This window comes from Nocardia sp. JCM 34519.1, assembly GCF_020361265.1.
GTDB lineage: Bacteria > Actinomycetota > Actinomycetes > Mycobacteriales > Mycobacteriaceae > Nocardia > Nocardia arthritidis_A.
The window spans coordinates 243,717-260,271 of sequence record NZ_JAIRBR010000006.1 but is presented as its reverse complement, the minus strand read 5'-3'; the positions used below and the strand labels follow the sequence as shown (position 1 = coordinate 260,271).

Sequence of the window (16,555 nt, the reverse complement as noted above, 5' to 3'; positions counted from 1 at the left end):
ATCCCCTTCGATAGGTGGGTTATCAATCGCGGTTGGCGATCTCACGGTAATCGCGCGCACCGTATCCGGTGTAGATCTGGCGCGGACGACCGATCTTCAGTGGCTCACTGTGCATTTCCCGCCAGTGCGCGATCCAGCCGGGCAGCCTGCCCATCGCGAACAGCACGGTGAACATCCGGGTCGGGAAGCCCATGGCCTTGTAGATGACGCCGGTGTAGAAGTCGACGTTCGGGTACAGGCGGCGCTCGATGAAGTAGTCGTCGGTGAGCGCGGCCTCCTCCAGCGCCTGCGCGATATCGAACAGCTCGTCGTCGCCGCCGAGCTTGCGCAGGATGGCGTCGGCGTGCTTCTTGGCGATCGCGGCGCGCGGGTCGTAGTTGCGGTAGACGCGGTGACCGAAGCCCATCAGCTTCACCCCGTCTTCCTTGTTCTTGACCTTGCGGATGAACTCCTTGACGTCACCGCCGTTGGCCTTGATGCCGTCGAGCATCTCCAGCACCGCCTGGTTCGCGCCGCCGTGCAGCGGACCCCACAGCGCGTTGATGCCGCCGGATACCGAGGTGAACAGGTTGGCGTCGGAGGAGCCGACCAGACGCACCGTCGAGGTCGAGCAGTTCTGCTCGTGATCGGCGTGCAGGATGAGCAGCATGTCCAGCGCCGCGGCGACCTCGGGGTCCACCTCGTATGGCTCGGCCGGGAAGCCGAAGGTCATCCGCAGGAAGTTCTCCACCAGGCTGAGCGAGTTGTCCGGGTAGAGGAACGGCTGGCCGACCGACTTCTTGTACGAGTAGGCCGCGATGGTGGGCAGCTTGGCCAATAGTCGAATGGTGGACAGCTCCACCTGCTCCGGATCGCGCGGATCCAGCGAGTCCTGGTAGTACGCCGAGAGCGCGTTCACCGCGGAGGACAGCACCGGCATCGGGTGCGCGTTGCGCGGGAAACCGTCGAAGAACCGCTTCAGGTCCTCGTGCAGCAGGGTGTGCCTGCGGATCCGGTTGGTGAAGTCGTCGAGCTGGGCCGCGGTGGGCAGCTCACCGTAGATCAGCAGGTAGCTGACCTCGATGAAGGTGGAGGAGGCGGCTAGCTGATCGATCGGGTACCCGCGGTAGCGCAGGATGCCCGCCTCACCGTCGATGTAGGTGATGGCCGACTTGGTCGGCGCGGTGTTCATGAAGCCGGGGTCGTAGGTGACGTAACCGGTGCTGGCCAGCAGCTTTCCGAGGTCGATCCCGTCATTGCCCTCGGCGGCCTTGGTCACCGTCATGGGGAATTCCCCGCCGGGATAGACAAGGACCGGCTTGGCGTCGTCGTCGACGTTGATGATGTTCTCAGCGGGCACGGAAGGATCCCTCTCAGGCTAGAACCGTAGGCGTCGAGCGCGGTCGGCCCCGACGCACTTACCTCAACGCTAGCCGTTCACCGAGCGGGCCAACCATCGAGGGTGGCTCTCGTTGGGCTCACAATCGGGACACGCTGCGGTGAGGTTTCGCTCCTGGTTGCCGAGTGTTCGCCAGGGTCACTGCGGAACCATTTCGGCATGTGCGCGGCCCACTCGGTACCGAACGAACGCCGGAAAGACTAGCGCCGCGAGCACCATGCCGACCACAACGAGTGCACCACCACCCGCCGCAGCAACAGCTGTACCCAGGCTCGCCGCGGCGAAACCGTGGGCAACATCACCGATGCGCGGCCCGCCCGCGACAACCACGATGAACACCCCTTGCAGCCGCCCGCGCATCTCGTCGGTGGCGACCGTCTGCAGCATGGTGACCCGCAGCGCCGAGGACACCATGTCGACCGCGCCACCGAATGCGGAGCAGCCCAGCGCGATCCACAGTCCGGCGCCGACGCCGAGCAGATCTCCGGTGAGCCCGACGGCCACCCCGAAGCCGATCATCGAGCAGCCCCACAGCGCGATGCAGATCACGACGGCCAACCCCTGCCGCCGCACCCGGGGAATCCAGCCGGAGAACACTCCGCCGAGCACCGCACCCGCCGACATCGACGCGAACAGCAGACCGAGCGCGAGTCCGCCGGTGGCCGGATCGCCGAAGGTCTCGCGCGCGATCTGCGGGAACAGCGCCCGCGGCATGCCGAAGATCATGGCGATCAGATCCACCGCGAACGAGGCGAGCAGGATGCGCTGGGTGGCCAGATACGCGAAACCGTCCAGGACGGTGCGGAATCCGGCCTTACGTTCGGTGCCGGTCGGCGGCAGCGCGGGCAGCCGCCACACCGCCCACAGCGTCGCGAGTAGCGCGATCGCGTCCAGCAGGTACAGCGTCGCGAGGCCGATCACCGGGATGAGCGCGCCCGCCAGCACCGGCCCGGCGATGGACCCGAACTGCATCACCGTCATATTGAGCGAATTGGCCGCCGCCAGCTGTTCGGCGGGCAGCAGGCGCGGGATGGTCGCGCTGCGCGTCGGCTGATTCACCGCGAAAAACGCCTGCTGCGCGGCGAGCAGCACCAGGACGACCCATACGTTGTGCAGCCCGGCCGCGGCCTGCGCCCAGAAGGCGAGCGAGGTGATGCCGGTGCCGAAACTGGTGAGCAGCAACAGCTTTCGCCGATCCATCACATCGGCGAGCGCGCCGCCCCACAGTCCGAAGACGATCAGCGGCACCAGACCGAACAGCCCGGCGAGGCCGACATAGCCGGAGCTGCCGGTGATCTGGAAAATCTGCTGCGGCGCCGCGACCAGCGACATCTGGGCGCCGACCATGGTGATGATGCCGGTCACCCACAGGCGTCGATAATCCGGCTGACGCAATGGGGTGGTGTCGGCCAGGATCCTCATCCGGGAAGGCGACAGGCGAGGGTGCACATGGCCAGGAGATTAACCAGTCACGCCCCGGGTATCGAAGTGAATTTTATTTCACCAGAGCCGATTTCCTTACGGCTGCAGTCGCGTGACGGTCATCGCGCCGTCGTCGATGCGCACCCGGATCCGGTTGTGCAGCCTGCCGCGGCGGCCCTGCCAGAACTCGACCTCGTCGGGGCGTAGGAGGTAGCCGCCCCAGTGCGGCGGCACCGGGATCTCGTCGACATCGGCGAAGCGCGCGGTGGTCTCGGCCAGCACCCGATCCATTTCGGCGCGCGAACCGATCGGGCGGGACTGCTGCGAGGCCCAGGCGCCGAGCTGGGAATCCCGCGGCCGGGATCGCCAGTAGACGGTGGTGGTCTCGATCGGCACCTGCTCCACTCCGCCGCGCACGTGCACCTGTCTACCGAGCGCGGGCCAGACGAAGGTGGCCGCGGCGAACGGCACCGCGGCCAACTGGGTGCCCTTCGCCGATTCGTAGTTCGTGTAAAAAGTCACACCCTCGGGTGAGAGACCCTTGCACAGCACCGTGCGGGCAACCGGGCGCGGCGTGCCGCCCGCCAGCGACACGGTGGCCAGCACCATGGCGTTGGGTTCGGCGATGCCGACCGCCGTCGCCTGCTCTATCCAGTGCCGCAGCAGCGGCTCCCAACCGCCCGCGAGCCAGCTCTCGTCGAGGTCGGTGTCCTCGCCGGAGCCGAACGGGTTGTTCCCGTACTCGGCCCGCATGGCGGCCAAATCCACATCCGTTGGCAACTCTGCCGCTTCTTGACCGACAGATGAATTGTCCAGGTCACGCATGGGGCAGACGTTACTCCGCGGTAGCAAGAAGCTAAGGTTTTAACCGATCGGCATGTGCTCGGCGAAGCGTTATCCCTCATCGACGAGAACCCATGCGACCCGAAGTGCAAGGAGAGTCACAACATGACTACCAGCCCCGCGGTGCCAGGAGCATCCGTACCAAGCGATTTCGTCAGCGGGCTCGAGGGTGTGGTGGCATTCACCACCGATATCGCCGAACCCGACAAGGACGGCGGCGCCCTGCGTTACCGCGGCGTCGACATCGAGGATCTGGTCGGCAATCGGGTGACCTTCGGCGATGTGTGGGCTCTGCTGGTGGACGGGGAGTTCGGCCGCGGCCTGCCGCCCGCCGAACCGTTCCCGCTGCCCGTGCACACCGGTGACGTGCGCGTCGACGTGCAGGCCGGCCTGGCCATGCTCGCCCCCATCTGGGGTTATCAGCCGCTGCTGGATATCGACGACGAGACCGCGCGGGAGAATCTGGCCCGCGCCTCGGTGATGGCGCTGTCCTACGTCGCGCAGTCCGCGCGCGGCATCTACCAGCCCGCCGTACCGCAGAAGAAGATCGACGAGTGCAGCACGGTCACCGAGCGGTTCATGACCCGCTGGAAGGGCGACCCGGACCCGCGGCACACCGAGGCCATCGACGCCTACTGGGTGTCGGCCGCCGAGCACGGCATGAACGCGTCCACCTTCACCTCGCGCGTCATCGCATCGACGGGCGCCGATGTCGCCGCGGCGCTGTCCGGCGCGATCGGCGCGATGTCGGGCCCGCTGCACGGCGGCGCGCCCGCCCGGGTGCTGCCGATGATCGAGGAGGTCGAAAAGACCGGCGACGCAAGGGCTCTGGTCAAGGGCATCCTGGACCGCAAGGAAAAGCTGATGGGCTTCGGGCATCGGGTGTACCGGGCCGAGGATCCGCGCGCCCGGGTGCTGCGCAGCACCGCGAAGCGGTTGGCCGCCCCGCGCTACGAGGTGGCCGCCGCGCTGGAGCAGGCGGCGCTCGCCGAGCTGCGCGAGCGGCGCCCGGACCGCGCGATCGAAACCAATGTGGAGTTCTGGGCCGCGGTGATCCTGGACTTCGCCGAGGTGCCCGCGCACATGATGCCCGCGATGTTCACCTGCGGCCGCACCGCGGGTTGGTGCGCGCACATCCTGGAGCAGAAGCAACTGGGGAAGCTGGTGCGCCCGGCCGCGATCTACACCGGGCCCGGCCCGCGCAAGCCTGAGGACGTCGCGGGCTGGTCGGCCATTTCGCACGCGTAAGTGGTTGCCGGCGTGCCGGTTCCAGGGACGGATCCGGCGCGCCGTGCCCGGTGAACACTCTGTGCCCCAGACCACATCGGCGGATTCGGTGACGTAGCATTCCCCCGCAACGTCGAGATCAGAGGTACGGGGAATGCTGGATAGAGAACTGTCGCGCCGGGGGTTGTTCGGCGCTGCCGCGCTCGCCGCGGGTTTCGTCGTCACCGGATGTTCTGCCGCCCACGGCGAGTCGGCGCCGACATCGACAACGCAGCCGCCTCAGCCGAGGGCAGGTCTGCCGAAGGCCGCACCGATCGACGACGCCAATGGGCCCGCCGCCGTCGCCGCCCGGCACGCCGGCGAACAGCCGAAGCAGTGGGGCATGGAAATGCCGGGCATCACAAGCTCTTTCAATGCCACCGGCAAGCAGATGGCGATCACCTTCGACGCCTGCGGTGGGCCGGATAACAACGACATGGACGAGTCGTTGATCAATTTCCTTGTCACCCAACAGATTCCGGCGACACTCTTCCTGAACAAGCGGTGGATCGACGCGAATCCGGCGCGGGTGGCCCAGCTGATGGGCAATCCGCTGTTCGAATTGGCCAATCACGGTGTGCAGCACCGGCCGCTTTCGGTGAACGGCCGGGCCGCGTACGGCATCAACGGCACCAAGTCGGTGCAGGAGGCCGTCGACGAGGTGTGGTCCAACCACGAACGCCTGACCCAACTCGTCGGCAGGCCGCCGCGATTCTTCCGCGCGGGCACCGCGCACTACGACGATGTCGCGGTGCGCATCTGCAACGAATTGGGGGAAACCCCGGTCGGTTTCAGCATCAACGCCGATTTCGGCGCCACCGCGAGCTCGGCCCAGGTGCAGCAGAATATGAATGCCGCTGCGCCGGGCGCGATTTCCCTCGCACACATGCACCGCCCACAGGCCGGTACCGGGGCAGGCATGCTCGCGGTGCTGCCGAAACTTCGCGCCGCGGGATTCACTTTCGTCCACCTGTAATCGAATTCGGGCTTCCGGCAACGGATTACCCGCTATTCGTCACCGAGTGTGGCCGCCCAGTCGATCGCGACCGATTCGCCACGATCCACGGTGAAGAATGCCACCTCGAGGCGCTGGCCGAGATCGACCAGGTTGATCGCCGCGAGCGGCACCTGCTGAACGACCCTGACCCGCCACGGTTTCGGCTCGTCCCAGGCACGCAATTCGAGGTCGAGCCGCAGCACCGGATCGTCGCGGCCGGAGTATTCCGCGCCGACCGGGGCCGCGGCGAGCACGGTCGCGTCCGCGCGCCTGCCATCGGCCAGGATCTTCGCGATGCCGACCCGGGCGGTCTCCTCCAGATCCGGGACGAACAGCACCAGCCGGTCCCGGTCGCCGGGATCCACCCGGCAGCTCACCACATCGCCGGGGCGCATCCAGTCCAGATCGCGCTCGGGCACCCGCTGACGCACCCGCACCTCGTATGGCTCCTGCCCCTCCAGCTGCACCCGCGCCCAGAAGGCGTGCCCGGGTTCGCTGCGTCGTGGCCGGACATCCAAGATCGTTGCGGAGCCGAGGGTTCCGCGGATGAGCAACTCGCGCCGCGCATCGTCGGATATCGAAGGAACACCAAGTCCGAGTGCCCTTCGCTTGCGTAACAGCCACCCCGAGTTAGCCGCCGAGTTCATGGCTGCACAGGTTAGCTGGACTGTGGTCGACGACACAGCATTACCACCTACTAGCATGTGCGCCATGACCACTGCCTTCCCGACCATTCCCGACGATCTCAAGCCCGCCGATGGTCGCTTCGGCTGTGGCCCCTCCAAGGTTCGACCCGAGCAGCTGCAGTCGCTGGTGCAGGTCGGCGCCGCGGTATTCGGCACCTCGCATCGGCAGAAGCCGGTGAAGGACGTGGTGGCGCGGGTGCGCTCCGGCCTGCGCGAGCTGTTCGGCCTGCCGGACGGCTACGAGGTGGTGCTGGGTAACGGTGGTACCACGGCGTTTTGGGATGCCGCCGCATTCGGCCTGATCCGCGAGCGTTCGCTGCACCTCACCTACGGCGAGTTCAGCTCGAAGTTCGCCTCGGTGGCCAAGAAGAACCCGTTCATCGGCGATCCGATCGTCATCACCACCGATCCGGGCACCGCGCCGGAACCGGTTTCGGACCCGGCCGCCGACGTGATCGCCTGGGCGCACAACGAAACCTCAACGGGCGTCGCGGTTCCCGTGCAGCGTCCGGCCGGTTCGGAGCAGGCGCTGATCGCCATCGACGCCACCTCGGGCGCGGGCGGTCTGCCGGTGAACATCGCCGACGCCGACGTGTACTACTTCGCCCCGCAAAAGTGCTTCGCCGCCGACGGCGGCCTCTGGGTGGCGCTGATGAGCCCGAAGGCGCTCGAGCGGGTGAGTGAGATCGCCGAATCGGGGCGCTACACCCCCGAATTCCTCTCGCTGCCGATCGCGATCGACAACAGCAGCAAGGACCAGACCTACAACACCCCGGCGCTCGGCACCCTGCTGCTGTTCGCCGACCAGATCGAATGGCTCAACGGCAACGGCGGCCTGGACTGGGCGGTCAAGCGGACCCTCGATTCCTCGTCGCGGCTGTACTCGTGGGCCGAGTCGAGCGAGTACGCCACCCCGTTCGTCACGGATCCGGCGCACCGCTCGCAGGTGGTCGGCACCATCGACTTCGCCGATTCGGTCGACGCGGCCGCGGTGGCAAAGGTGCTGCGCGCCAACGGCATCGTCGACACCGAGCCGTACCGCAAGCTGGGCCGCAACCAGTTGCGCATCGGCATGTTCCCGGCGATCGATCCGGAGGATGTTTCCCAGCTGACCCGCAGCATCGACTGGGTGGTCGAAAAGCTGTCGTAAGCACGGCGAACGAATGAATTTCGGGCCCGATCGGATACCTGCCGGTCGGGCCCGCGCCGTATTACGGTGCGCGCGAACACTTCGCAATCTGTATTGTCAAAAGTGAACAGAGCAGATTAGCGGTGCGGATGTGTCCGTTGATAGATTTCCGTACCGCGTGTCTTGCCCCATGGATCTCACCAGTGCACTACTGTTTCGGAAAGTGGGCGGTGTCGCGAGCCGACGCGATAAGGAGGTAACGGTGCGTGAACTTCGAGTGATCGGGGTGACGCCCGACTCCACGCACATCGTGTGTGTCGACACCGAGTCCGGTCAGAAATTCCGGCTGCCCGCAGATGACAAGCTACGAGCCGCTGCACGCGGAGACCTTGCCCGATTCGGCCAGATTGAGATCGAAATGGAAGCTTCTATGCGTCCCCGCGATATCCAGGCCCGTATCCGCGCCGGCGCCTCCGTCGAGCAGGTCACCGAGGAATCCGGAATGCCGGCCAGCCGGGTGGAGCGTTTCGCTTACCCGGTGCTGCTGGAGCGGGCCCGCGCCGCCGAACTGGCGCAGAAGGCGCATCCGGTGCGCGCCGACGGCCCGGCCGTGGAAACCCTCATCGATATCGTCACCGCCGCGTTCAGCGCCCGCGGGCACACGCTGGAAAACGCCGAATGGGATGCCTGGAAGGACGAGAAGGGCTACTGGGTCGCCCAATTGCAGTGGCAGAACGGGCGTTCCGAGATCGCGGCGCACTGGCGCTACCAGCCCGACGCGCACGGCGGCAGCGTCTCCCCGCTCGACGATCCGGCCTCCGACCTGATCGATCCCGATTACGGTCGCGCACTGCGCGGTCTGGCCACCGTTCTGCCGCCGCAGCCGGAGATCGAGGCGCCCGAACCCGAACCGGCCGCTCCCGAGCCGCGGCCCACCCGCGAGGCGCCCGCCGCGCGCACCGCGACCCGCCAGGGCCAGCCGACGCTGGACGAATACTACGAACAGCCGCGCGCGGTGTCCGGCGGCGCGGCGGCCGCCATCCCGGCCGCGGCCGGCGCACTGACGCCCAACACCGTGACGGCCCCCAGCGCCCCGGCGCCCACTCCGGCCCCGGCGCCCGCCGCCGCGCCCGCGAGCACCGCTCCGGCGGCTCCCGCCGCCACGGCCACGCCGGCGCCTGCCGAGGAGACCCCCAAGGCCAGCCCCAAGACCCCGGCCAAATCCGCGCGCACCAAGCGCGGCAAAGCGCCGATGCCGTCTTGGGAGGATGTACTCCTAGGCGTGCGTAGCTCGGGTCACTGAGTTACGCGCTATGGTGGCGCGCCGTCGTCCGGCGCGCGGGGTCGCGACGTCCCGTGTCGCGGCTGCTATCTCTTCGAGAGTGGTTCGGCGACGGTCCGTTTCGACCGGCCGAATATCCAGTTCGGTGGTCCGACAGCCTGTTTCATCCATCCGACCGGCCCGCATCCGCCGAACATCGTTGACCGGTAGGTACTTTCGATCGACCCGTACGCAGCCGCCGCAGGTGCGACTCCGGAGCGTGGACCGGGTTTGCTGACGAGCCCGCAGCGGTAGCTGTGCGGCCGATCGCACCCGATTTCGGCGTGCCGGTGGCGTGTTCCCGGGCCGAAGGCCGGGCATCGTCGCCCAGATGCGGGTAGATTTTTCGGTGTGTAGCCGACTCGCGGGTCGGCAGAGGGCAATTCGCGGACGGTCGAATTTGTTCGGTACACGCCCGGAGTTGCTCGAAGTTCGCGGAGCTGTTTCGTGCAACCATCGGGAGGTGCCGGAAATGCTGTCCAAAGCCTCATCCCTCTGGTACGTCGACGCATCCGACCCACTCGCGGTTCTCCGCGCACACCGCGATCCCGATCCCGAAGCCGCACTCGCCCTCGCCAAACAGCTGCACGCCGACAACGACGTGGTGCCCATCATGGTCGGCACGCTCGGCGGCTGCGCGGGCCCGGACGCCGACGAGGTGTACATCGGCTGCTATCCCGGCGTCACCGTGGTGTGCTCGGCGCAGGCGGCGCTCGCGCATCCGACCGCGCTACCCGAGCTGCTGGTGCGTCCACTGGCCTCCGAACAGACCTACCTCATCGCGTTCGACACCGCGCACGGCTGGGGCGCGTTTGCGCATTGGGAGCGCGGCGAATTCCGGCGCGCGTTCAGCTCCACCCGGGTCAATATCCTCGAGGACGACGGCCTGCCCGACGTGTGGGAACGGCCGTACTGGGCAGGCGAACATCCGGTGCGCTGGCAGGCCGGGCAGCTACCCGATCCGCAGTCGCTGCCGTTCGATCCGCCGGATTTCGCCGACGCCGCCAACAACGAATGGCTCGGATTCCATTACCGGGCGCCGGCGCCCGAGGGCGCGCTGGTCGCACGCGATATCGCGGTATGCGGGTTCAACCTCTATCCGAAGGGTCAAGCGCCCGATCCGGCGACGCTCGCGCCGCCGCCCGAGGAGCCCGAACCGGATGCGCGCCGCGGCCGCGGACTGCTCGGCTGGCTGCGCGGGCGCGACCGGGTCTCCTAGAACACCGCGCCGACCAACAGCACGAACCAGCCGAGCAGCACACCGCCGACGCCGCCCGCGAGCACCCAGCGGGTCACCGGCGTCCAGCGCCAGCGCCAGACCGATGGCGCGGCGCCACCCGCCGCGACCAGGTTCACCGCGACCGCGAGCAGCGGATGCACCTCGGCGAGCGCACTGCCGAACGCGTACACCGCCAGCGCCGTCAGCAGACCGACCAGCGTCGCGACGGCGATGCCGCTGCCCCACGGCGTCGGATCCCGATCGGGCTGATTCGACGGATACGAACCGTCGGGCAACTGACTCATCGGCGGGCTCCGGAAATCATGACAGCCTCACCCGTTCATAGAACGCCATCGCGGCGGCGGTCGCCACGTTCAGCGAGTCGGTGCCCTTCGACATCGGGATGCGCGCGCGAATATCGGTGGCGCGCATGGCCTCCTCGGTGAGTCCCGGCCCCTCCGCACCGAGCAGCAGGGCGACGCGCTCACCCGTCATCGCGGTGGCCAGATTCGTCGCCGCCGGATTCGGCGTCAGCGCGATTATCTGAAAACCCTTGCGCCGCAATATATCCAGACCGTCGGGCCAGTCCGGGACCGAGGCGAACGGCACCCGGAGCACATGTCCCATCGAAACCCGCACCGCCCGCCGGTACAGCGGGTCGGCGCAGCGGTCGCCGAACAGGATGGCCTCGGCACCGAGCCCGGCGGCGTTGCGGAACATCGAGCCCAGGTTCTCGTGGTCGTTGACGCCCTCCAGCACCGCGACCGTGCGCGCCTTCTCCGTCACCTCGTCGAGGGTGAGCGGCTCGGGCCTGCGCGCCACCGCGAGCACCCCGCGGTTGAGGTGGAAGCCGACCACCTCGGCCATGATCTCGGCCGTCGTCCGGTAGAACGGCACCGACACCTCGGCCAGTTCCTCGGCCAGCTCGTCGTACCGCTTGGCGACGCCGAGCAGCGCGGTCGGCGCGAAACGCGAATCGAGCATGCGCTGCACCACGACCACGCCCTCCGCGATAACCAATCCCTTCCGCCCCGGCAGATCCGGACGCCGATCGGCATTCTTGAGATCGCGAAAGTCGTCGACCCGCGCATCGGCGGGATCGTCGATATCGATCACTTCGGCCACGCGCTCTATCCTGCCGGTCGCCGCCGACCGGCCACACACCCGGTTCAGGTCGCGGGTTAGGTGTATGGAACGGGCGCTGGTGGCCCGCGGGGGCCGCCTCTATGCTGCGGGCATGAATCAGCCGCCGCAGCAGCCGTATCCGCCGCAGCAGTATCAGCAGCAGCCGCAACAAACGCCGCCCGGACCGCAGTTCCCGATCCTGGTCTCCACCATGAACGATGTGCCGGGACACCAGATCGTCCGGGTTTTCGGCGAGGTGGCGGGGCTGACCGTGCGCAGCCGCGGCCTCGGCTCGAATTTCACGGCGGGCCTGCGATCGCTCGGCGGCGGCGAGATCACCGAGTACACCCAGCTGCTGTACCAGTCCCGGCACGAGGCGATCCTGCGCATGTGCCAGCACGCCATGTCGTTCGGCGCCAACGCGGTGATCGCGATGCGGTTCGACTGCAACGAGATCGCGGGCACCATGAGCGAGGTCGCGGCATACGGCACGGCGATCTTCATCCAGCCGAATCAACAATAGGGGTGTTCCCGCACCGGTTTGCCCGGCCGGTGCGGCGATATTCGCGTGCGCCGGAGCCGAATTCATGGGATGGTCCGAATATGGCGCTGACGGGCATCACCATTCGATCCGCTGAACCCTCCGACGTCGCCGGTATGCGGTTGCTGTCCGAAATCTCCTTCGGTTACCGGGCCGAACCGGCCCTTGCCGAGTACGGCCGGTTGATCTACCCCATCGAGGATTCCATCGTCGCGGTCGACAACGGACGGATCGTGGGGAGTATGCGCAGCCGCACCATGACGCTGACGGTCCCCGGCGAGCGCACGGTCGAGGCGTCCGGCATCGCGGGCGTCGGTGTCGCGCCGACACATCGGCGGCGCGGCATCCTGCGCGCCATGTACACCGAACAGCACCGGCGCTCCGAGGCGGCCGGGCTGCCGCTCACCATCTTCACCGCCAGCGAGGGCACGATCTACGGCCGCTTCGGCTACGGGCCGTGCATCCTGGAGAACGCGGTGTCGATCGATCGGCGCTTCGCCGAATTCCGGCCCACCGCACCGGATCCCGGCGGCGTCGAGCTGGTCGAGGTGGCCGATGTCCAGGAACGGCTGATCGATATCTACGACCGATGGCGCAGGCTGGTCCCCGGCGCGCAGGTGCGGCCGCGGGCCAAATGGGATCTGACGTTCGCGGATCTGGCATCCCATCGAGGCGGCGGCACAGCGTATTTCGCGCTGCTGCACCCGGACGGCTATGTGCTGTACCGGTATCGGCACGAGGCCGACGGAATCGTCGTCGACGTAGTCGATTTCCGCGCGGTGACCGCGGAAGCCCATGTGGCGCTGTGGCGTACGCTGCTCGGCCTGGACCTGGTGCGGCGGGTGGACGCGGTGCTCGCGGACAACGATCCGCTCCCCTACCTGCTCACCGATATCCGCCTGGTCCGCACCACCGCCCGGCGCGACGGTCTCTGGGCCCGGCTCATGGACGTCCCGGCCGCGCTCACCGCCCGCACCTACCTGCGCGACCTGGAAGTCGTACTGGCCGTTGACGATCCGTTCCGGAATGCGGGCGGCGTCTTCGCGCTGACCATCCGCGACGGCATCGCCGAATGCGCGCCGACCGAACGCACCCCCGATATCGAGGTCGGTATCGACGTGCTCGGCAGCATGTACTTCGGCGCCTACCCCGCGAGGGCCTTCGCGGCGGCAAACCGCTTGCAGGTCAAGGATTCCGGGACACTGCGGGCCTTGGACGAGGCATTCGGCAGCGAACGGGACGCGGTGCTCGGCTGGTACTTCTGAGCTGGTAGTTCCGAACCTGGCGACATCCGGGTTTTCCCTGATGCCCGCCGCACCGCGCACCTGGCATGCTGACGATATGAAGCCGATTCAGTTGGTGCTCAACGTGCTGTGGCTGGTGCTGTGCGGATTCTGGATGGCGCTGGGCTACCTGCTGGCCGGCGTCATCTGCTGCGTCCTGATCGTCACGATCCCGTTCGGCATCGCGTCGTTCCGGATCGCGGCCTACGTACTGTGGCCGTTCGGGCGGACCACCGTGGAGAAGCCGTCGGCCGGTGTCGGATCGCTGCTCGGCAACGTCATCTGGTTCATCGTCGCGGGCTGGTGGCTGGCGCTGGGCCACCTGTTCACCAGCATTCCGCTGTTCATCTCGATTCTCGGCATTCCGTTCGGCTGGGCCAACCTGAAGCTCATCCCGCTCTCGCTGTTCCCGCTCGGCCGCGAAATCGTCGACAGCGACCGGCCGTTCGGCGCGCGGTAGCTACTCCGATTCCGTGACGATCTGTTTCATGATGCCGACGGCGCGGGTCAGCACCAGCAGCTGATCGTCGGTGAGCCCGGCGAGCTGTTCGGTCATCCACGCCTCGCGGGCGCTGGTCTCGTCATCGATGAGTGCGCGCCCGGCGGACGAGAGGGAGACGATGATCTGCCTGCCGTCGGTCGGATGCGGATCGCGCTGCACCAGTCCCAGATCCGTCAGCGAGGCGATGACGCGGGTCATCGACGGCGGCTGCACGCGCTCCTTGGCGGCGAGCGCGCCGGGGGTCATCGCGCCCTCACGGGCCAGGGTGGCCAGTGCCGAGAGCTGAGTCAGCGAGATCTGCGAGTCGACCCGGCGGCCCCGCAGATGGCGCGTCAGTCGAACGACCGCCAGCGAGAGCTCGCCAGCGAGGGCTCGAACATCCGATGGCGTTGTCACAGTGGTGAACGATACGTGACACGCCGCCTGCGGGGCGCGGGTTGGCGCGGCTACCCTAGGGCGGTGCCCGATAACGTGCCCGAGATCCCGCCGCGGTTCACCGATCCGCGCCCGGTGCTGGCCGTCGGCAGCGCCATGTGGCTGATCGCCACGGTCGTCGTTTTCGCCGGTGGCGACCGGTGGGCGGCGGATCGTCCGGTGTGCCTGATGGGTCTGGTCGTCGGTTTGCTCGGTCTGGGGATCTTCTTGATTCAGCGCCGGGGTGCCCGCCGCGGCGACAAGGGCGCGCAGACCGGTCTGTGAGTCGGCGATGCGGAGCGAGCTTGCGGCTCAGACGATTTCGAATTCGTCGCTGGTGCCGGTGAAGGGTTGGAGCACACCGTCCGAGCCGCAGCTGTCCGCGTAGTGCTGGAATCGGTAGCGACCCTCCTGCGCGTCGGCCGGGATATCCCAGGTGAACCGGGCCACCGAATCGGCGACACCGCGCTTGCTCCAATAGAACTTGACCGCCCATTCGCCCTCGTTGGCCACCCGCGTCCACTGCCCGGATGCGTTGCGGCGCTGCACCTCCAGGAAGGTTCCGTTGCGGCGCGGATTGTGTTTCGGGTGCGCGGAGACGAATTCGACGGCGGCCTGCGCGCCCGCCGGATACGACGGCGCGGGCTGGACGAGCACATCGCCGAAGGCGCGGCCCGGCGGTGTGGTGTCCGGGCCCGGTGCGGGCTGGAAATCGGGCTGCATATTCGAGATATCGCGCGGCGCCGGTCCGCGGGCGATGGTCTGCCGTGCCGCGAAAGCCGTTGCCAGACGGGTGAACTCCTGCTGGTAGGCGCAACAGGTGTAGCGGCCGAACAGCGTTGACGCGCCCTCGTACTGCTGCGAATCGTATTCTTCCGGGGTCGCGACGTATTCGTGGTAGGCGTTGGCGTAGCCCTGCATGAGCACCTGCTCCAGCGGCACCCCGAGCGCGGCCGCGACCGCGCGCCGGATGCGCAGACCGGACACGATGGTGAATTCGCCGCCCGCAGCGGCCAGATACAGCTCGCCGATCCGCACCAGCTGGATCGGCACCACATTCGGCACCCACGGCACGGGCGGCAGCAGGCCGAGCGGGGCCGCGATCGCCTTGGGCGCCTGGGCATCCGCGAGCCAGTCGGGCACCGGGGCGTCGTGGCCGCCGATCAGCGCGTCGACGAACGGGTTGCGCACGCCCTCGGGCAGCGGGATGCCGGGCAGCCCGGGACCGTCCTCGGTGCTGCCCGCGATCAGCGAGACACCGGCGGCGGCGGGTGCGGTGTGCCGGGGTTGTCCGTCCGGGGTGAATCGGCCGTCCACCGCGATGTCGGCGATATCGATATAGCAGAGCAGCGAATCGACCGGTCCGTTAACCGGTTGCGCTTGCGACAGTGCGTTTTTCGATGCGCGATACTGCCGGTCACCGATGATTCTGGTGTTGTCGAATTCGTTCTCGGTGGGCCCCGAACCCGGACGCAGATTCAGATTCGGGGACAGATCGCCCGCATTGGTCTGCGGGAAGGCGGCGACGAAATCCGGTGCGCCGTCGAGATATCGGACGCCGTGCTCGATGTGTTCATAGGAGAACGACGCGTATCCCTTGTTGTCCCCGCTGATCAAGTGGTTCTGATTGGTCATCGAGGTGGCGTGGGTGGCGAACCAGGTGATCGCGCCCACCGGCTTGCCGCCTTTCATGAACGAAAGTACGGTCACGGCGGGATCTATCGCATTCGGAAATACTTCTCTGTCGGCAATCGGATTGCGCTCGAAGGCGACTCGCGATCGGTTCACGCTGGCGTCGTGCAGTTCGCCGCGGCCGATGGCCAGCGAGCCGGGGCCGAGATCGGCATCGGCCGCGGCGATCGCCTCGACGATTCCGTTGACCTCGGCGTCGTAAACCTGTTGCTGGAAGCCGAGAATCGACAGGTTGTACGCGTAATCGTTACTGGATCCGCCGCAGGTCGCATGCGAGTGGATGGAGGTGAGCAGCACGTTCTGCTCGGTGTATCGATCGCCGAAGCGCCGGGCCAGCTCCAGCAGCACGCCCCGGTGCACCGATTGGAAGATCATGCCGTTGTCGGCCACCACGAACACGATTCGGCGGTTGCCGTCGTCGATGATGAACGCGCGGGCCCTCGGTCGCAGGTGGATGCCCGCGGTCTGCTGTTCCAGCTGGGAGTAGCCCATCATGCCGCATTCGGCGGCGGGGCCGGTGATATCGGAGATGCCGACGCCGAGCAGATATCCGCCCGCCGCGCGTGCGGCCGGAGCCAGCGCGGCGCCCGCGGCGAGCGTCACCGGAACGGTGAGCGCCGCGGTGCCGGCGACCGTGCCGGCAAGAACGGTTCTGCGCGATACCGACATACGCGTCTCCCTTCCCATCAGATGGCAGCGAACCACACAACTGGTCACTCGTCCAGTCGAGATTTTCC

17 protein-coding genes are annotated in these 16,555 nt (G+C 67.6%); 9 read left to right on the top strand and 8 right to left on the bottom strand.

The genetic code is table 11. The features are described from left to right. Window positions 1-22: 22 nt before the first annotated feature. The 3 genes from LGY53_RS18220 to pdxH form a co-directional block, all read right to left on the bottom strand. Window positions 23-1,339, bottom strand: a complete 1,317-nt coding sequence (locus LGY53_RS18220; RefSeq protein ID WP_167471859.1) for a citrate synthase — start codon at window positions 1,337-1,339, stop codon at window positions 23-25. A gap of 177 nt (window positions 1,340-1,516) precedes the next feature. Continuing rightward, window positions 1,517-2,800 carry an MFS transporter gene (locus LGY53_RS18215; protein ID WP_225727849.1) on the bottom strand — a complete coding sequence of 428 codons (1,284 nt, stop codon included), beginning with the start codon at window positions 2,798-2,800 and terminating at the stop codon, window positions 1,517-1,519. 96 nt (window positions 2,801-2,896) lie between these two features. Then, entirely contained in the window at window positions 2,897-3,625 is a 729-nt protein-coding gene (pdxH, locus tag LGY53_RS18210) for a pyridoxamine 5'-phosphate oxidase (RefSeq protein WP_225727848.1), read from the bottom strand. Between the two features lie 123 nt (window positions 3,626-3,748). Here pdxH and LGY53_RS18205 point away from each other — a divergent pair, with 123 nt between their 5' ends. Both LGY53_RS18205 and LGY53_RS18200 read left to right on the top strand, forming a co-directional pair. Next, the gene (locus LGY53_RS18205) at window positions 3,749-4,891 is read left to right on the top strand and encodes a citrate synthase 2 (RefSeq protein WP_225727847.1); all 1,143 of its coding nucleotides are present in this window, start codon (window positions 3,749-3,751) and stop codon (window positions 4,889-4,891) included. 133 nt (window positions 4,892-5,024) lie between these two features. Continuing rightward, window positions 5,025-5,885 carry a polysaccharide deacetylase family protein gene (locus LGY53_RS18200; protein ID WP_225727846.1) on the top strand — a complete coding sequence of 287 codons (861 nt, stop codon included), beginning with the start codon at window positions 5,025-5,027 and terminating at the stop codon, window positions 5,883-5,885. Between the two features lie 32 nt (window positions 5,886-5,917). Here the strand turns inward: LGY53_RS18200 and LGY53_RS18195 are convergent, their stop codons facing one another. Beyond that, window positions 5,918-6,553, bottom strand: coding sequence for a hypothetical protein (locus LGY53_RS18195; RefSeq protein ID WP_225727845.1), 636 nt, complete (start codon window positions 6,551-6,553; stop codon window positions 5,918-5,920). 64 nt (window positions 6,554-6,617) lie between these two features. On the opposite strand from LGY53_RS18195, the gene serC reads away from it, so the two are divergent. The 3 genes from serC to LGY53_RS18180 all read left to right on the top strand — a co-directional run bounded on the left by serC (window position 6,618) and on the right by LGY53_RS18180 (window position 10,261). Beyond that, window positions 6,618-7,742, top strand: a complete 1,125-nt coding sequence (serC, locus tag LGY53_RS18190; RefSeq protein WP_225727844.1) for a phosphoserine transaminase — start codon at window positions 6,618-6,620, stop codon at window positions 7,740-7,742. A 241-nt stretch (window positions 7,743-7,983) separates the two neighbouring features. Beyond that, the gene (sepH, locus tag LGY53_RS18185; protein WP_225727843.1) at window positions 7,984-9,024 is read left to right on the top strand and encodes a septation protein SepH; all 1,041 of its coding nucleotides are present in this window, start codon (window positions 7,984-7,986) and stop codon (window positions 9,022-9,024) included. A gap of 490 nt (window positions 9,025-9,514) precedes the next feature. Beyond that, entirely contained in the window at window positions 9,515-10,261 is a 747-nt protein-coding gene (locus LGY53_RS18180) for a hypothetical protein (protein ID WP_225727842.1), read from the top strand. Here LGY53_RS18180 and LGY53_RS18175 read toward each other — a convergent pair. After that, a complete protein-coding gene (locus LGY53_RS18175) occupies window positions 10,258-10,566 on the bottom strand; it encodes a DUF2537 domain-containing protein (protein WP_225727841.1) in 309 nt (102 codons plus the stop codon). The genes LGY53_RS18180 and LGY53_RS18175 overlap by 4 nt on opposite strands. Before the next feature lie 16 nt (window positions 10,567-10,582). Then, the gene (locus LGY53_RS18170) at window positions 10,583-11,386 is read right to left on the bottom strand and encodes an RNA methyltransferase (protein WP_225727840.1); all 804 of its coding nucleotides are present in this window, start codon (window positions 11,384-11,386) and stop codon (window positions 10,583-10,585) included. 196 nt (window positions 11,387-11,582) lie between these two features. Here LGY53_RS18170 and LGY53_RS18165 point away from each other — a divergent pair, with 196 nt between their 5' ends. The 3 genes from LGY53_RS18165 to LGY53_RS18155 all read left to right on the top strand — a co-directional run bounded on the left by LGY53_RS18165 (window position 11,583) and on the right by LGY53_RS18155 (window position 13,670). After that, the gene (locus LGY53_RS18165; protein ID WP_225727986.1) at window positions 11,583-11,909 is read left to right on the top strand and encodes a YbjQ family protein; all 327 of its coding nucleotides are present in this window, start codon (window positions 11,583-11,585) and stop codon (window positions 11,907-11,909) included. Between the two features lie 80 nt (window positions 11,910-11,989). Beyond that, entirely contained in the window at window positions 11,990-13,192 is a 1,203-nt protein-coding gene (locus LGY53_RS18160) for a GNAT family N-acetyltransferase (RefSeq protein WP_225727839.1), read from the top strand. A gap of 76 nt (window positions 13,193-13,268) precedes the next feature. Further along, window positions 13,269-13,670: a YccF domain-containing protein gene (locus LGY53_RS18155; protein WP_225727838.1), complete on the top strand. Its 402-nt coding sequence runs from the start codon at window positions 13,269-13,271 to the stop codon at window positions 13,668-13,670. Here LGY53_RS18155 and LGY53_RS18150 read toward each other — a convergent pair whose 3' ends face one another. Continuing rightward, window positions 13,671-14,108, bottom strand: a complete 438-nt coding sequence (locus LGY53_RS18150; protein ID WP_167471846.1) for a MarR family winged helix-turn-helix transcriptional regulator — start codon at window positions 14,106-14,108, stop codon at window positions 13,671-13,673. It lies immediately after the preceding gene. 63 nt (window positions 14,109-14,171) lie between these two features. Here LGY53_RS18150 and LGY53_RS18145 point away from each other — a divergent pair, with 63 nt between their 5' ends. Further along, window positions 14,172-14,411 (top strand): DUF2530 domain-containing protein, encoded by a 240-nt coding sequence (locus LGY53_RS18145; protein WP_225727837.1) that lies wholly within the window; start codon window positions 14,172-14,174, stop codon window positions 14,409-14,411. A gap of 27 nt (window positions 14,412-14,438) precedes the next feature. Here LGY53_RS18145 and LGY53_RS18140 read toward each other — a convergent pair whose 3' ends face one another. Next, window positions 14,439-16,487: a neutral/alkaline ceramidase gene (locus tag LGY53_RS18140; protein WP_225727836.1), complete on the bottom strand. Its 2,049-nt coding sequence runs from the start codon at window positions 16,485-16,487 to the stop codon at window positions 14,439-14,441. Between the last annotated feature and the right edge of the window lie 68 nt (window positions 16,488-16,555).

Excerpts from the sequence above, each read along its gene's own strand:
- LGY53_RS18175 (WP_225727841.1), bottom strand. The coding sequence starts at position 10,566 with ATGAGTCAGTTGCCCGACGGTTCGTATCCGTCGAATCAGCCCGATCGG.
- LGY53_RS18205 (WP_225727847.1), top strand. The coding sequence starts at position 3,749 with ATGACTACCAGCCCCGCGGTGCCAGGAGCATCCGTACCAAGCGATTTC.
- LGY53_RS18155 (WP_225727838.1), top strand. The coding sequence starts at position 13,269 with ATGAAGCCGATTCAGTTGGTGCTCAACGTGCTGTGGCTGGTGCTGTGC.
- LGY53_RS18180 (WP_225727842.1), top strand. The coding sequence starts at position 9,515 with ATGCTGTCCAAAGCCTCATCCCTCTGGTACGTCGACGCATCCGACCCA.
- LGY53_RS18160 (WP_225727839.1), top strand. The coding sequence starts at position 11,990 with ATGGCGCTGACGGGCATCACCATTCGATCCGCTGAACCCTCCGACGTC.
- serC (WP_225727844.1), top strand. The coding sequence starts at position 6,618 with ATGACCACTGCCTTCCCGACCATTCCCGACGATCTCAAGCCCGCCGAT.
- LGY53_RS18215 (WP_225727849.1), bottom strand. The coding sequence starts at position 2,800 with ATGAGGATCCTGGCCGACACCACCCCATTGCGTCAGCCGGATTATCGA.
- LGY53_RS18195 (WP_225727845.1), bottom strand. The coding sequence starts at position 6,553 with ATGAACTCGGCGGCTAACTCGGGGTGGCTGTTACGCAAGCGAAGGGCA.
- pdxH (WP_225727848.1), bottom strand. The coding sequence starts at position 3,625 with ATGCGTGACCTGGACAATTCATCTGTCGGTCAAGAAGCGGCAGAGTTG.
- LGY53_RS18140 (WP_225727836.1), bottom strand. The coding sequence starts at position 16,487 with ATGTCGGTATCGCGCAGAACCGTTCTTGCCGGCACGGTCGCCGGCACC.
- LGY53_RS18200 (WP_225727846.1), top strand. The coding sequence starts at position 5,025 with ATGCTGGATAGAGAACTGTCGCGCCGGGGGTTGTTCGGCGCTGCCGCG.